Annotated in this window: 14 protein-coding genes; all 14 read left to right on the top strand. The window is 44.3% G+C overall.

Features of this window, described 5'->3' with window-relative positions:
• The first annotated feature begins 150 nt into the window (after positions 1–150).
• The 14 genes from ACZQK9_RS05820 to ACZQK9_RS05755 all read left to right on the top strand — a co-directional run bounded on the left by ACZQK9_RS05820 (position 151) and on the right by ACZQK9_RS05755 (position 16676).
• The gene (locus ACZQK9_RS05820; protein ID WP_483269947.1) at positions 151–1227 is read left to right on the top strand and encodes a polysaccharide deacetylase family protein; all 1077 of its coding nucleotides are present in this window, start codon (positions 151–153) and stop codon (positions 1225–1227) included.
• Positions 1228–2559, top strand: coding sequence for a bifunctional folylpolyglutamate synthase/dihydrofolate synthase (locus tag ACZQK9_RS05815; RefSeq protein WP_483269946.1), 1332 nt, complete (start codon positions 1228–1230; stop codon positions 2557–2559).
• The gene (locus ACZQK9_RS05810; RefSeq protein WP_483269945.1) at positions 2543–3022 is read left to right on the top strand and encodes an HD domain-containing protein; all 480 of its coding nucleotides are present in this window, start codon (positions 2543–2545) and stop codon (positions 3020–3022) included. The genes ACZQK9_RS05815 and ACZQK9_RS05810 overlap by 17 nt, the downstream gene beginning before the upstream one ends.
• A gap of 457 nt (positions 3023–3479) precedes the next feature.
• Entirely contained in the window at positions 3480–4343 is an 864-nt protein-coding gene (locus tag ACZQK9_RS05805; RefSeq protein ID WP_483269944.1) for a transporter substrate-binding domain-containing protein, read from the top strand.
• Positions 4344–4485: 142 nt separating this feature from the next.
• On the top strand, positions 4486–5256 hold the full coding sequence (locus ACZQK9_RS05800) for an amino acid ABC transporter permease (protein WP_483269943.1): 771 nt from the start codon (positions 4486–4488) through the stop codon (positions 5254–5256).
• A gap of 11 nt (positions 5257–5267) precedes the next feature.
• Positions 5268–6017, top strand: a complete 750-nt coding sequence (locus ACZQK9_RS05795) for an amino acid ABC transporter ATP-binding protein (protein ID WP_483269942.1) — start codon at positions 5268–5270, stop codon at positions 6015–6017.
• Between the two features lie 54 nt (positions 6018–6071).
• Positions 6072–6704, top strand: coding sequence for a cytidylate kinase-like family protein (locus ACZQK9_RS05790; RefSeq protein WP_021985308.1), 633 nt, complete (start codon positions 6072–6074; stop codon positions 6702–6704).
• Positions 6705–6738: 34 nt separating this feature from the next.
• Positions 6739–7956: an aspartate aminotransferase family protein gene (locus ACZQK9_RS05785; protein WP_483269941.1), complete on the top strand. Its 1218-nt coding sequence runs from the start codon at positions 6739–6741 to the stop codon at positions 7954–7956.
• Positions 7957–7973: 17 nt separating this feature from the next.
• Positions 7974–9122, top strand: coding sequence for an iron-containing alcohol dehydrogenase (locus ACZQK9_RS05780; RefSeq protein WP_483269940.1), 1149 nt, complete (start codon positions 7974–7976; stop codon positions 9120–9122).
• A 271-nt stretch (positions 9123–9393) separates the two neighbouring features.
• Positions 9394–10200: a dihydropteroate synthase gene (gene folP, locus ACZQK9_RS05775; RefSeq protein ID WP_483269985.1), complete on the top strand. Its 807-nt coding sequence runs from the start codon at positions 9394–9396 to the stop codon at positions 10198–10200.
• Between the two features lie 149 nt (positions 10201–10349).
• On the top strand, positions 10350–11174 hold the full coding sequence (gene folK / locus ACZQK9_RS05770) for a 2-amino-4-hydroxy-6-hydroxymethyldihydropteridine diphosphokinase (RefSeq protein WP_483269939.1): 825 nt from the start codon (positions 10350–10352) through the stop codon (positions 11172–11174).
• Positions 11175–11508: 334 nt separating this feature from the next.
• The gene (locus ACZQK9_RS05765; RefSeq protein ID WP_483269938.1) at positions 11509–13044 is read left to right on the top strand and encodes a Ppx/GppA phosphatase family protein; all 1536 of its coding nucleotides are present in this window, start codon (positions 11509–11511) and stop codon (positions 13042–13044) included.
• Positions 13045–13047: 3 nt separating this feature from the next.
• Positions 13048–15171 carry an RNA degradosome polyphosphate kinase gene (locus ACZQK9_RS05760; RefSeq protein WP_483269937.1) on the top strand — a complete coding sequence of 708 codons (2124 nt, stop codon included), beginning with the start codon at positions 13048–13050 and terminating at the stop codon, positions 15169–15171.
• Between the two features lie 26 nt (positions 15172–15197).
• On the top strand, positions 15198–16676 hold the full coding sequence (locus ACZQK9_RS05755; RefSeq protein ID WP_216505981.1) for an NCS2 family permease: 1479 nt from the start codon (positions 15198–15200) through the stop codon (positions 16674–16676).
• Positions 16677–16972: the final 296 nt, after the last annotated feature.

Raw genomic sequence — 16972 nt, 5'->3', positions numbered from 1 at the left:
GAAAAAATAAAATTTACTTGACATAATTCGTAGAATTTTATAATATAAAAAATGCAACCTTTTTTTCGGAAACGTCTAAAGGCTGCAAAATGTAATTTGTATTACATGGGTAATGTACCACAATATATAGAGAATGTAAAGGAAAATTTTATGGAAGACAAGAAAAAAACTTTAACTGAATACGAAAAAGAAATTTCCGAAGCACAAGAGATGGAAGAGGAGAATCTGCGAAAGCGGAAGGTACGAGGCTTTAAAAGAATGCTGATGGTCACATTCCTGGTGGTATGTGCCATTCCGATTACATTATGTATGTTTTTGATGGTGAAGATGAACCGGCTGGATCACCGGATTGAAAATCTGGTTGACCGGGTAGAGGAAGGAAAAAATCTGGTCAGTACAAACATTGGATTGATTGATGAATCAACCGAGACGATGACGAGTGAGCAGATGGCGTATGGAGATCTGGGGAAAGGTTCGGAAGGAGTACATGTGGCCCTGACAGACAATGGGGATGGAAGCAGTGTACAGAAGGAGGATGCAGAGGCAACAACCGAAGCGGAAAGTGATGTGCCGGAGCAGACCTACTACAATGGACAGAAGGTGTACCTGACTTTTGATGATGGTCCAAGTACTTACACCGGAGAACTACTGGATGTGTTGAAGAAAAACAATGTGAAGGCAACCTTCTTTGTTGTCTACAATGATGATAAGGAAGCACAGCAGTATTACAAGCGGATTGTCGATGAAGGACATTCAATCGGAATGCATTCTTACAGTCATGTGTATGATCAGGTGTATGCGAGTCAGGAAAGCTTTGAAGAAGATGTGACGAAGATTCACGATTACATACAGGAGCAGACGGGTGTGGATACACATCTGTACCGGTTCCCGGGTGGAAGCTCCAATCAGGTAAGCAAGGTGGATATCCAGGATCTGATCGGCTATCTGCATGATGAGGGCATTGTCTATTATGATTGGAATTCGCTGTCGGGGGATGCCGTGGATGCATCTTTGACACCGGATGAGTTAAATGATAATATACTTGGGTATGTACATGCAAATGCGGGTGATTCCGTGATATTGATGCATGATCTGCAGAACAATCATGCAACGATCGAAGCACTTCCGGCTTTGATCCAGACTTTGAAGGATGAGGGATATGAGATTTGTCCGATTGATGATTCTACAAAGCCAGTGCAGCATGTAGAATATAAGGGAGACAAATAATTGAACTACGAAGAAGCACAAAATTATATTGAAGAAAAAGGCAGGCTGGGGATTGTGCCCGGCCTGACACAGGTAAAGGAGCTCTTACGGAGACTCGGCAATCCACAGGATACGTGCAGGACACTGCACATCGCCGGGACAAATGGGAAGGGCTCTATTTTTGCGTTTGTACAGGAGAGCCTGCTTGTCGCAGGGTATCATGTGGGACGGTATATATCTCCGACGATCCTGACGTACCTCGAACGATATCAGATGGACAGACATTATATGTCAGAGGAGGAATTTGCGGAGTTACTTACAGAAGTTGCGATGGTGATTGATACGATGGAGACGGATGGGTTTGCCAGTCCGACTGCATTTGAGATTGAGACAGCGGTGGCATTTCTGTATTTTGCAAGAAATCATGTGGACTATGTATTGCTCGAATGTGGCATGGGGGGAAGAGAGGATGCGACAAATGTGCTTGCAAAACCGGAAGCTTGTGTATTTGCACAGATCAGCATGGATCATATGCAGTTCTTAGGCGATACTCTGACGAAGATTGCGACGGAGAAAGCAGGCATCATCAAATCCTATACGACGGTAATCTCCGCACCGCAGGTACCGGAGGTGTCGAAGGTGCTGCGGGAGACGTGTGACAAGCAACATGCTTCTTATATAGAAGTGAACCCTTCAGACTGGAAAGTTGGGCAGATGAATCTGGATGGCACGGATCTGGTGGATTGTGGAACGAATCCGGATGAAACCAATATGACTGCGGATATCAGGGACAGGAGAAAACCATATCATATTTCACTGTTGGGAGAGCATCAGATTGCGAATGCGCAGACTGCAATCACGATACTTCGTATACTACATATAGAAGAGACGGCGATACATAAGGGTGTTGCACAGACTGTATGGCCGGGACGCATGACGAAGACTGCGGAACATCCGTATATCTATGTAGACGGTGCACATAATGCAGCGGCATGGGAAAACTTGCGCGCATCGGTGGAAAAGTATTTTACAAACCGCAGGGTAATCTATATAATAGGAGTACTGAAAGATAAGGAATACGAAAAAATGGTGGAGATTCTGGCACCTACGATGGCGGCAGCGGTTGTCATTACACCGGATACGCCACGCGGTCTGCCAAAGGAAATCTTAGCAACATTACTGCAGGAAAAAGGGGTACCGGTTCAACTTGCGGATACGGGTGCCGATGCACTGAAAAGGGCAAGAGAACAGGCAGGAAAAGAGGATGTAATTCTTGTAAGCGGTTCGTTATCTTTTCTGGCAGAATATCTGCAATTAGAAAGCGGAGATGAAAAAAATGGAGCGAATAGATAGAATTCTCTCACATCCGAAATTTCAGATTTATATGCGTCGGATTGAGGAACAGGAACGCACGCGTGTGTTCTGTCTGCATGGAATCGAGCATAGCCTGGATGTAGCAAGAATCGGATATATAAAGAATTTGGAACAGGGGTTTAAGCTGCAGCAGGATGTGATCTATGCAATGGCGTTGCTGCATGATATCGGAAGATGTGAGGAGTATGCATCCGGGAAGTCTCATCATGAGGTGGGAGCGGATCTGGCACGTCCAATCCTTTTATCGTGTGGATATACAGAGACTGAATGTGTGGAAATCTGTGATGCGATTGGCAGACATAAAGCACCGAGTGAGCAGGCAGGATCTCTTGCAACACTGCTATATGATGCAGATAAGCAGTCCAGAAATTGTTTTGCTTGTCCGGTACGGGAACAGTGCTACTGGCCGGATGAAAAAAAGAATTATACGATACGATATTAAAATACATAACAATAGGGAAGCAGCCGGGTAAATGATATGATACCTGTCAGGTAGACAGACATCATATCATTTACCCGGCTGTTTTTTGTACAATTAACAGGCATGCGATTTCAGTATAGGGATGATAGGACCGCAATAGACGGAAGTTCGATGGATAAAGAAAATAACAAAACAAAAAATGATACTTTGTAAAAACAACAAGAAATACAATTGCACGCATGAAAAACAAGCAAAAGCAAAACAACACTTGATAAAACTCTGACAAAGCATAAAAATAATAGGAAAAACCTTTTTTTTTTCTAAATATAATAACTCAATGTTCAAAAACTTTTAATAAATTAGGAAATTCTTAATCTATGTTGACAAAGTAATGGTACAGGAACATAATACACCCAAGTCAAGGGTAAATGACTTAAGAAAATTAAGAAAAAGTGAAAAGAAAGAGAGGATGATGTTTATGAAGAAAAGAAAATTAATCAGCATGGTACTTGCGGCAACGTTAGCATTGACATCCCTTACCGGATGTGGAAAAAAAGATTCCTCCGGAGATGACAGCGTATTGAGAGTCGGAATGGAATGTGCATATGCTCCATTCAACTGGTCACAGGAAACAGATGCACTTGCAAATGGTGAAAAGGCAGTTCCAATCTACGGAACAAACATGTATGCATATGGCTACGATGTCATGGTAGCAGAAAAACTTGCAAAACAGATGGGCAAGACATTGGAAGTACATAAGGTTGAATGGGATTCCATCGGAATGTCACTTGATGCAGGTGATTATGATGTGATTATCGCAGGTATGGGACGTACGAAAGAAAGAGAAGCTTCATACTCATTTACAGATCCATATTATTATAGAGATAACTGCTTAGTTGTAAAGAAAGGATCCGGACTGGAGAGTATCAAAGGTCTTTCGGAGCTGGCAGGCAAGAATGTAACACTTACGACACAGCTTGGTACCGGATGGGTAAACCTGCTTGACCAGGTACCGGATGCACAGCTTGGTTCTAATTATGAAACAACAGCAGAGTGCTTCATGGCAATTTCAAACGGAACCGCAGATGTATGTGTCATCGATGTACCAACAGCGGAATCGGCAGCTATGACAAACGATGATCTGGCAATCATCTATCTTGATCCGAATGATAAGTTCCAGGGCGATGAGGAAATGACAAATGTATGTATCGCAACAAGAAAAGATGATACAGAGCTTCGTGATAAGGTTCAGGAAGCAATGAATGCCATCGGCTGGAATGATAAGGATACTATGGATAAGACAATGGAAGATGCAATCAGTTTGCAGCCGGCAGCTAACTAAAAATCAGCTCCCGGACGGGGATGATTCGTAAGCAGCTTGCTACGTACATAATAAATATAGTGTTGTAAAATCCTCCCGCAGCCTTTCGTGATTTCAGGCTGCGGGGGAATTATAAAAAACGTGTAGGACAGGAGGAAATCATATGGGAACTATTTTAAGTTTATCGTCCCCAAGCAATATCTTTGAATGGATGGCATTTCTTGCCGAGAAGTATTCGAGCATGTTCTTACAGGGAACATGGATTACCCTGTATGTGTCTGTGATCGGCACGATCGTAGGTTTCATACTTGGTTACATTGTGGGTATTGTTGGAGATATCAAAATTCACAAAGAAGATAATCCGGTTAAAAAGGGAATTATCAAATTCTTCAAATTTATTTGTTTCTTATATGTAGAGTTGTTCCGAGGAACACCAATGATCGTACAGGCGATGATCGTATATTTCGGCCTCCGTCAGGGTGGTGTGAATATCAACCCGATTGTTGCAGGTATTCTCGTAACCGTATTAAATACAGGTGCATATATGTCAGAAACAGTGCGTGCCGGTATCAAATCCATTGATGTCGGTCAGCGTGAAGGCGCCCTGGCAATGGGAATGTCGCCGATGCAGGCAATGTTTTACATCATATTACCACAGGCGTTCAAGAATATTATACCGGAGATGGCAAACACATTTCTGACAAACCTGAAGATGACATCTGTGTTGAATGTAATCGGTATTCAGGAATTGTTCATGCAGGCAAAAACCGTTGGTGGTACGTATTACAAGTACTTTGAATCATATCTTGTAATTGCATTGATTTATCTGGTGCTTTGTGTGGCATTTAACCGGTTGTTCTTGTTTATTGAGAAAAAGATGGCGGGCAAAAAAGATTATGTGCTTGCCGTAGAATATATGGAAGACAAACAGTAGGAGGTGCGCTTATGGGTAAAAATAATGAAGAAAGTATTATTGAAGTAAAAGACTTAAGCAAATCCTTCGGTGATCATGAGGTTTTGCGAAAGATTGATTTCGAAGTAAAAAAAGGGGAAGTAATCTGTATCCTTGGCTCGTCCGGCTCCGGAAAATCTACATTGCTTCGATGTGTCAACAAGCTGGAGACACAGACGAGTGGACAGGTGTTGTACCATGGCAAGGAAATCCGGAATGTCCAGAAGGAGATTAACGAGTTTCGTTCCAAAGTAGGTATGGTGTTCCAGTCATTTAACTTGTTTAACAATATGACAGTGCTGGAAAACTGCATGGAGGGTGCAAGAAAGGTTTTGCATGTATCAAAGGAAGAGGCGTTTGACCGTGCAATCAAGCATCTAAAAGAGGTTGGTATGGCACCATACATCAATGCCAGACCGGAGCAGTTATCCGGTGGACAGAAGCAGCGTGTGGCAATCGCCAGAGGACTTTGTATGAATCCGGAGGTGCTGTTGTTCGATGAGCCGACATCCGCGCTTGACCCGGAGATGGTCGGTGAAGTATTGAACGTTATGAAGGAACTAGCAAGCTCCGGGCTTACAATGCTGATTGTGACACATGAGATGGATTTCGCAAAGAATGTATCGTCCCGTGTGCTGTTCATGGATAAAGGCTATGTGGTAGAAGATGCTCCGCCGGAGGAGTTCTTCACGAATCCGAAGAACGATCGAAGCAGAGAGTTCTTAAGCAGATTCATCGCATAACAACCTTGCTTGAAAATGGTTTTAAAAAGTGTAGATAGATTGTGAGGGAAAAATATGGAAAATTATGTTGTTACTTTTGCAAGAGGCTTTGGTACCGGCGGAAAGGAAATCGCATCGAAGCTTGCGAAGGAGCTTGGCATCCATTGCTACGAAAACCGAATCCTGACACTGGCGTCACAGATGAGCGGACTCGATGAGAAGTTATTTCAGGAGGTCAATGAGAAGGTGCGTTCGAATGGTGGTTTCTCAAGCTTCTTGAAAGGCCTGCCGCGTGCGAAAAGCTATATCAGCCGGAACGAGAAATTCGTGTCCGATGATAAGCTGTTTGAGTATCAGAAGCAGATTATTGAGAACTTAGCGGATACCGAATCGTGTGTCATCGTTGGAAAATGTGCGGATTACATTCTGCGGGGAAGACCGAATATCGTAAGTATCTATATAGAAGCACCGCGTGATTTCTGTGTGAAGCGGACGATGGAACATATGGGCGTGACCGAGGATGTTGCGACAGCGACAATCGTGCATACGGATAAGTTCCGTGCGGATTATTATAAGTATTATACACATGGAAATTACTGGACGAATCCGGTTAACTACGATCTGACGATCAATAGTGAGAAGGTCGGGATCGAGGACAGCGTGAAGCTGATCAAGGATTACATGAAGATCAAAGGAATTATAAAGTAACGAAAACATTTTATATATTTAGGAGGCGTTTATTATGAAATTAAAGGATCTTGGATTAACAAAGCAGGACATCAAGGATAAGGTAAGCAAGTACATGATCGATACATACGAGCGTTTTGATTTCTTGGCAGAGACAGCCGAGGGCATGTACATGTACGATGAAAAAGGAACTCCGTATCTGGATTTCTATGCAGGTATCGCCGTAAATAATGCGGGAAGCAGAAACCCGAAGGTTGTTGCAGCCGTCAAGGATCAAGTCGATGATATCATGCATACATTCAACTATCCGTACACAATTCCGCAGGCTCTGCTTGCTGAGAAGGTCTGTACAACCATCGGCATGGATAAGATCTTCTACCAGAACTCCGGTACAGAAGCAAACGAAGCTATGATCAAGATGGCAAGAAAATACGGTATCGAGCATTATGGACCAAATCGTTACCATATCGTAACTGCGAAGATGGGCTTCCACGGTAGAACGTTTGGTGCGATGTCTGCAACCGGTCAGCCGGGCAATGGCTGTCAGGTAGGATTTGGACCGATGACATATGGTTTCTCTTATGCACCATACAATGATCTGCAGGCGTTCAAGGATGCTTGTACCGAGAATACGATCGCAATCATGATCGAGCCGATTCAGGGTGAAGGTGGTGTCCATCCTGCAACCTACGAGTTTATGACAGGACTTCGTAAGTTCTGTGATGAGAACAATATGCTGCTTTTGATTGATGAGGTACAGACCGGATGGTGCAGAACCGGTCAGCCGATGTGCTACATGAACTATGGCATTAAGCCGGATATTGTCTCTATGGCGAAGGGACTTGGTGGCGGTATGCCGATCGGTGCCATCTGTGCAACTGCTGAAGTTGCAACCGCATTTACACCGGGTTCCCATGGTACAACCTTTGGCGGACATCCGGTCAGCTGCGCAGCCGCTTATGCGGAAGTAAACGAGCTTCTTGACCGCGACCTTGCAGGCAATGCAAAGGAAGTTGGTGCATATTTCATGGATAAGCTGAAGAATCTTCCACATGTGAAGGAAGTCCGTGGTATGGGACTGATGATCGGTGTGGAGTTTGATGATACGATTGATGCTGTCGATGTGAAGCATGGCGCGTTCGACAGAAAGCTTCTGATCACAGCCATCGGTGGACACACAATCCGTATGGTTCCACCACTGATCGCTAGCAGAGTGGATTGTGACAAGGCATATGCAATTCTGGAAGAGACAGTGAAGGCACTTTCAAAATAAAGGTAAGGTGAATTAGATTGCAGAATTTTAATTTTTCGGTGCCGCAGGATATTATTGTCGGCGCAGGTTCTATTAAGAAATTAGGTAAATGCGCGAAGTCGCTGCAGGGAAAACATGCGCTTATTATTTCCGGCCCCCATCTGAATAAGATGGGATTGGTGGATGTATGTAAACAGTCTCTGGCAGAGGTTGGGATTCCGGCGGATGCATTTACCGAGACAGAGGGAAATCCTTCGGTTGAGACAGTTGAAAAGGCTGCAAAGCTGTACAAGGAATGCGGTGCGGACTTTATCGTGGCATTCGGTGGCGGTTCTCCAATGGATGTGGCAAAGGCAGTCGGAGTTGTTGCCAGATACGGCGGAAGCATCACAGAATACGAGGGTGGCGGCAAAGTGCCGGGACCGATCGTTCCGCAGATTGCGATTCCAACGACCGCGGGTACCGGTTCTGAGGTGACTGCATTTTCAGTTATCACCGATCACAGCCGGAATTATAAGCTGACGGTATTTAGCTATGAACTGATTCCGAAGTATGCGATTTTGGATCCGGATTTAATTGCAACAGCACCGGCTTCGGTCGCTGCGGCGTGTGGCATGGACGCGTTTATCCATGCGTGTGAGTCGTATATCTCGACGGATGCTTCGCCATTTTCGGAGGCAATGTCCGAGAAGGCAATGGAATTGATCGGTCGTTCGATTCGAGCTTATGTGGCAAATCGTACGGATGTCGATGCAGCCAGCGATATGCTGATTGGTTCGTTATTCGCAGGTATTGCATTCTCCTGGGCGAGACTTGGCAACGTACATGCAATGAGTCATCCGGTCAGTGCGTATTTTGATGTACCGCATGGCGTGGCAAATGCCATTCTGCTTCCGACGATTCTGGATTACAACAAGCTTGCCGATAAAGGTAAATATAAGAAGATTTATGAATATGTGAGTGAGACACACAGAAGCGATGAGAACTTTACACCAGACATGTTGGTGGATGCAATCAGAGCGTTGAATGATAGTCTTTCGATTCCTGCAACCCTTGCGGAAGTAGGAGTGACGGAGGACAAGATTGATGTCATGGCAGATGATGCCATGAAGAGCGGAAATATCATGGTGAACCCACGCCGCTCTATGAAGAAGGATATCGTAGCCCTTTACAAAAAGGCTATGTAATATCAAACCTGTCTACACGGGAAAGGGTTGTCGCGAAGCGGCAGCCTTTTTCTAATGGGAATATTATTTGCAAAAAACTCTGAGCGTGATCAGCATGGAAAATTCTATTATTGGAAATCGTATGTGATGTATTGAATCTAAGAAAGTTTAAATCCTCTAAATTAAAAAAATAAAGATAAAGCGGTGGCAGTTTCATGGTAAAAATGTTAAAATAACAATAATTATGGATAAGTATAGAGATGAGGACGAACAAATTATGAAAAATCAGGTAATAACAATCGGAAACCGCAGCTTTGAGATCGGGAAGCGCCCTTATGTGATGGGAATCCTGAATGTAACACCGGATTCCTTCTCGGATGGCGGAAGATACGGGGATCTGGATGCGGCTTTGAAGCATACAGAAGAAATGATCAGGGATGGTGCAGATATTATTGATGTCGGAGGAGAATCCACCCGGCCGGGACATGTGAAGATCTCGGTTGCGGAAGAAATCGAGCGTACCTGCTTCGTGATTGAGGCAATCAAGGAGCGGTTTGAAATTCCGGTTTCGTTAGACACGTACAAATATCAGGTGGCCCAGGCGGGAATTCTGGCTGGTGCCGATCTGATCAACGATATATGGGGATTTAAATGGGACGATGAGATGGCACCGCTCTGCGCGAAATACCAGATTCCGGTCTGCCTGATGCACAACCGGAAGGAAGCGGTATACAATGATTTTATTGCGGATGTGATCGCAGATATGAAGGAGTGCGTACAGATTGCGCACGCGTCAGGACTTGCTGACGATAAGATCATCTTAGATCCGGGCATTGGATTCGCAAAGACTACGGAAGAGAACTTAAAGTTTATGAACCATCTGGAGGAGCTGGTTGCACTTGGCTATCCGGTACTGCTTGGAACCTCCCGGAAATCTATGATTGGTAATACATTGAATCTGCCGGTTGATGAGCGGGAAGAAGGTACGATGGCAACTTCAGTTTTGGGACTTGTGAAGGGGTGCAGCTTCTTCCGCGTACATGATGTGAAGAAAAATGTACGTGCACTTGCAATGACAGATGCGATGCTTAAGGCGTAATGGAATGCTCTTGAAAACGTGGAGAAAATGCGCCTGTATATATAGACAGCCACGTAATGGAATGCTCTCGAAAGTGTAGAGACAAGAATGCGTGATAATGATGTCATGGCATTAATTGAGGATATAAGACAGAAAAGGATAGAAACTATATGGATAAAATATGGATTAAAGATTTAGAGATATTTGCATATCATGGTGTCCTTGCGGAAGAAAAAAGAAATGGACAGAATTTCTATGTAACTGTATCCATGGATGTGGATCTGCATGCGGCAGGCATGACGGATGATCTGGATAAAACGGTCAATTATGCAGAGGTGTGTGAACTGATCCGGCGGACGATGCAGGAGGAAAGCTACGATCTGATTGAGGCAGCAGCAGAGAATGTTGCGGATGCGATTTTGCTTGCCTATCCGCAGATAAAAATGGTTCATGTGATTGTAAGTAAGCCGAGTGCTCCTATCCCGATGGAGTTTGATACGGTCTGTGTGGATATTACAAGAGGCAGACATATTGCATATCTGGGTATCGGTTCCAATCTCGGAGACAAGGAGGCATACCTTGACTATGCGGTCGATCAGCTGAACAAAGATGAGTATATTCAGGTGACAAAGGTTTCTTCCTATATAATAACAGAACCATATGGCGATGTGGAACAGGATGATTTCTTAAATGGATGTCTGGAGATTGAGACAATCTACGCTCCTCAGGATCTGCTGGCTGTTATCAACGATATTGAACAGGGCGCCGGCAGAAAACGCCTGATCCACTGGGGACCAAGAACCTTAGATATTGATATCCTGCTCTACGATCGGGAGATGATCATGGAAGAGAATCTGAAGGTGCCGCATGTGGAGATGGCAAAGCGTGCGTTCGTGCTTGAACCACTTGCCGAAATCGCACCATATGCCTACCATCCGGGCTACCACAAGACCATCATCGAACTACTGGAAGCATTAAATCATAAGGAAGAATGAAATATTGAAAACTATTCAAGGGAGCGGCAAATGACATGCGTATGCCATTTGCATTGTAACCGGAAGTATATAAATGAGCAGATAATTATCCGATACAATCGATGTGTAGAAATCATGCGGGACACTGGTATTTATCCTAACGCAGACCATTGGAGCACATCAGCACTTAGCGAGTAACGCATTCATTCGCAGAATGATGTGTTAGGAGCTTAGTGTCTGCTATGTGCGGAAGTGAGCGAGAGCGCGTCTGCGTATGGATAATAGCAGTGTTCTGCATGAGACATACAGGAAATGTCGGATAATTATCTGCGGATGAAATAGGGAGGTAAAAACTATGGCATACAAAATGTTTGCCGCCATCTACGTGGGAAGCAGCGAGATATCCATGAAGATCTTTCAGGTAAATGGCAGAAAATCATTTCGACAGATCGACAGTGTCAGCCGGATACTGGAACTAGGGCGGGACACCTATCGCGAAGGAAAACTGAGTCAGGAATCTATCCGGATGATCTGTGAAGAACTTAACGGGTTAAAGAATAAGATGGATGAATATAAAATCACGGAGTACCGGGCCTATGCAACGAGCGCTGTGCGTGAGGCGAAGAATATGGATCTGGTGCTCGATGTGATTAAACATACAACCGGTATCCGGGTGCAGGTACTGAGTAACTCCGAACAGCGATATATCAGCTTCAAGGGGCTGGTTGCAAAATACGAGGATTTTCACCAGGTTGTAAGCAAGAACACTGCATTTGTGGATGTCGGTGCCGGAAGCGTGCAGATTTCCCTGTTTGACAAGAATAATCTGGTTGTTACAGAGAATATCCAGATCGGTGCCGTGCGTGTCCGCGATTATCTGGCTCTCATCGGACACAAATCCGGCCGGCTCGATGAAATCATGGCAGATTATGTGGATAACGATATCGTATCCTTCCGGAATATTTATCTGAAGGATAAAGAAATCAAGAATATTATTGCGGTGGGGGAAGTTGTAAGCTCCTTGAAGAAGATTGTGCCGGAGCTTTCCATTAAGGATGTGATTACACGGGCGCAGTTCGATGCGATGTACAAGCGTGTGATCAGTATGCCGGCACAGGAGCTTGCGGAGAAATATGGTATTCCATATGAACGTGCGACATTGATGCTACCGAACATTACAATCTACCAGTCTTTCCTGAACAACTGTAAGGCGGAGGAAATGTATGTGCCGGATGTGGATTTCTGTGAGTGCATCGTGGCAAATTACATGGACGAAGGAAGCCGGGTTGTATTCAATCATAACTTTGAAGAGGATATCGTGGCAACGGCGAATAATATTGCAAAACGGTATCGCTGCAATTGGAATCACGTGAATCAGACCGCATATTTTGCACTGAAAATATTTGATGTGATCCGGAAGTCGTTTGGACTCGATAAGATGCAGCGGCTACAGCTTCAGATTGCTGCACTTTTGCACGAATGTGGAAATTTCATCAATCTGCATGATGGAGCAAAGAACTCTTATTATATAGTTGCCAATACCGAGATTCTTGGATTGTCACATAAGGAACGGATGGAGGTCGCAAACGTGGTGAGGTATAACCCTCTGTACCTTCCGTCCAAGGATAAGATATCAGCAGAGCTCGATGGCTGTGATTATATCGTGATAGCGAAGCTGGCAGCAATCCTTCGAATTGCAAATATCCTTGACAAGAGCCACATGCAGAAGATTGAGGATATTTCGGTGACAATGAAAGAAGATAAGCTGATCATTCTGGCAAAGACGTACGAAGATATCTCGCTGGAGGCGGGACTTTTCGAGGCACGTGCGGATTTCTTCGAGCAGATCTATGGTATCAGACCGGTACTTCGGGTGAAAAGGAGTGTGTAAGACATGGACAAAAAATTATTGGAAAAACCGGAAAATTATTATAACCGGGAAATGAGCTGGCTTCAGTTCAATTACAGAATCTTAAATGAGGCGAAGGATAAGTCAATCCCGCTGTTTGAGCGTCTGAATTTCCTGAGTATTACAGAATCAAACCTGTCAGAGTTCTTCATGGTGCGTGTGGCATCTCTGATCGATCTCGTACATGCAGAAGTGAAGAAGAAGGACATTGCGGGACTGACACCGCAGGGACAGCTTGACCAGATCATACCGGAGACGAAAAACATGATTGCGAGCCAGTACAGTACACTGAATCGTCAGATTCTTCCGGCGATGGAAGAGAATGGACTGAAGCTGGTCAAGAATTACGAAGACTTAAACGAGAAACAGAGCCGGTTCGTAGATAAATACTTCGAGAAGGAAGTCTATCCGGTGCTTACCCCGATGGCAGTTGATTCTTCGAGACCGTTCCCTCTGATCAGCAACAAGACCTTGAATATCGGTGCGTTGATCCGTGATAAGAAGAAGGATGTGATTGATATTGCAACGGTTCAGGTGCCATCGGTATTGCCCCGTGTGGTTGAGATTCCGGGCGAGGGCGGATGCAGAGAGATTATTTTACTCGAACAGATCATCGAGAAGAATTTAAATCAACTCTTCCTGAATTATGAGATTATCTGTGCACATCCATACAGAATTATGCGAAATGCAGATCTCGCAATCGACGAGGACGATGCTTCCGATCTGCTGAAGGAGATTGAAAAGCAGATCAAGAAGCGTGCGTGGGGAGAAGTCATCCGTCTTGATGTGGAGGCAGAGATGGATAAGCGCCTGTTGAAGGAGCTGAAGAAGCAGTTGAATGTCAACAGTGATTATGTCTATTCGGTAAATGGACCACTTGATCTTACGTTCCTTGGAAAGGTACGTGGACTCGATGGCTTTGATCATTTGAAGAATAAGAAATACATTCCGCAGCCGGTCAAGGGCTTGGATCTTGATGCGAATATCTTCGACCAGATCAAGAAGAAGGATATTCTGTTACATCATCCGTATGATGAGTTTACACCGGTGATCGAATTCATCAAGCAGGCAGCGATTGACCCAGATGTGCTTGCAATCAAGCAGACGCTCTATCGTGTCAGCGGCAATTCCCCGATTATTGCAGCTCTTGCACTCGCGGCGGAAAATGGCAAGCAGGTAACGGTATTAGTTGAGCTAAAAGCCCGGTTTGATGAAGAAAATAATATAAATTGGGCAAAGAAACTGGAAAAAGCGGGTTGCCATGTTATCTATGGTCTGGTAGGATTAAAGACGCATTCCAAAATTGCGCTCGTTGTCAGACGGGAAGAAGATGGCATCAAGCGGTATGTACATCTTGGAACCGGTAACTATAATGATGTTACAGCAAAGTTATATACAGATATGGGCATGTTGACTGCATCGGATGCGATTGGGGAGGATGCAACCGCAGTCTTCAATATGTTGTCGGGTTATTCCGAACCACCGGCATGGAACAAGCTGCTTGTGGCACCAATCTGGATGAAGGATCGTTTCCTGGCATTGATTGAGCGGGAAGCAGAGAATGCACGTATGGGCAAGAATGCCAGAATCATCGCCAAGATGAATTCCCTGTGTGATCCGGTGATCATCCGTGCATTGTATGAGGCTAGCAATGCAGGGGTAAAGATTGAACTGATCGTGCGTGGTATCTGCTGTCTGAAGACGGGTATCCCGGGACTTTCAGAGAATATCACGGTTCGTTCGATTGTAGGTAACTTCTTGGAGCATGCGAGAATCTTCTATTTCTATAATGATGGATTCGAGGATGTATATATGGGCAGTGCCGACTGGATGCCTAGAAATCTTGACAAACGCGTGGAAATCACATTCCCGGTTGAGGATGAGGATTTAAAGAAACGTGTCATTGAAATTTTGGAGATTCAGCTTTCTGATACATTGAAAGCATACATTTTACAGCCGGATGGTTCATATGCAAAGCAGGATCTGAGGGGGCGCGAAAAGCTTGAAGCGCAGAATTATTTCTGCAAGCAGGCGATGGGATCCTTGAAAGAGGACGATAAAAAGAAAATATCCCGTATCTTCATTCCGCGCATGAAGATCGGTGATTAATAAAAACAAGAGAGGAGACTTAAAAAGTGGAAAAGTTTTTTAAGATCAAAGAAAGAGGATCAACGCTTAAGACTGAGATCTTCGCAGGTATTACAACCTTCTTCGCGATGGCTTACATTATCTTTGTAAACCCGAACCAAGTTGCAGCAGAGGGCGCAAATGGATGGCTTGTCGGATTAGGAGCGGATCCGGGAATGATGGGACAGATTTGGAATTCTGTATACATCGCATCTATCATCGTAGCAATCATCGGTACGTTGTTGATGGCATTTGTCGCAGATATGCCGTTTGCACAGGCATGTGGAATGGGACTCAATTCCTTCTTCTGTACAATCTTCGTAGCAGGATCTTTCTTCGCTGGCGAAGATGTTAAGACAGGTTATCAGGCAGGTCTTGTTATCGTATTTTTGTCAGGTATTGTATTCCTGCTTCTTTCTGTAACCGGACTTCGTAAGTACATTGCGGTATCTATGCCGGAGTGCCTGAAGAAGGCAATTCCTGCAGGTATCGGTTTGTTCATCGCAATGATCGGTTTCAAGAATGCAGGTATTATCGAAGATAACCAGTACACATTTGTACAGTTCTACGATTTTCATGGCAGAATCAAGCAGATCGGTACAGAGGTTGACGGCGTGATGGTAACAGGACTGGATGTATGGCATCAGATTGTACCGGTTGTCGTAGCTTTGCTTGGTGTGCTTATCATTGCAATCCTTGCGAAGAAGGGCATTAAGTCAAACGTGATTATTGGAATCCTTGCATCAGCAGTACTTTATTACCTGTTTATGTGGGAAGTACCTTCTTTTGATATGAGCAATATTTCTCAGTCCTTCAAGGATTTTGCAAATGTAGGTTTCTTGGGCGTATTTAATGGTGACGCATGGGATGCCGCATTTAACAGTTCGTATGTCGGCGGTGTATTCTCCGGAATTATGCTGATCGTAGCATTCTGTCTGGTAGATATGTTCGATACGATCGGAACCATCTATGGTACAGCCGCATCTGCAAACATGATGGATGAGAATGGCGATCCGATCAGCATGAATGAGTGTATGCTCTGTGACTCAATCGGTACAGTATCCGGTGCACTTCTTGGTACATCTACATGTACAACATTCGTAGAGTCTGCATCCGGTGTTGGTGCCGGTGGTAGAACAGGATTTACAAGTATTGTTACAGCAATCTGCTTTGCGTTCTGCCTGTTCTTAAGCCCGCTTGCAAGTGTGATTCCAAGCTGTGCAACTGCACCGGCTCTGATCTATGTAGGTGTTCTTATGGCCAGAAACTTTGCAAAGGTAGATATGGACGATATGCTTTCTGCAGTTCCAGCTTTCCTTGCATTGATCATGATGCCTTTAACCTACTCTATCTCAAATGGTATCGGTATCGGAGCAATCGCTTATGTTGTAATTGCACTGTTCACAGGTAACTTCAAGAAGAAGGATATTGTGATTACAGTTATCGCTGCATTGTTCGTATGTAAGTTTATCTTCGTTACGATGTAGTAATAAACTATGCAGACTTAATGATGTTTGAAACTGATGTGGAGAGCATTGCTGTACATGCATTAGTTTCTTTCTTTAGTCATAGAAGGATAAAAAGGATCGTACTTGCGGGGTACGGTCCTTTTTCGTGCAAAACATGTTATATAGAATTGTGTGCGTTCGTATATTTATAGGATGATTCACACACGTCATCCGGCAAACGAGATAGTGTTATACAATGTTCACAATTCAGGTTGTGCAATTTGACGAATAACAGGAAGGAAACCGATTAAAATATTGGATAGTATTTCTTGTTG

This window comes from Wujia sp., assembly GCF_056872695.1.
The sequence above is the reverse complement of the archived record's forward strand: the minus strand, read 5'-3'. Positions and strand labels throughout refer to the sequence as shown.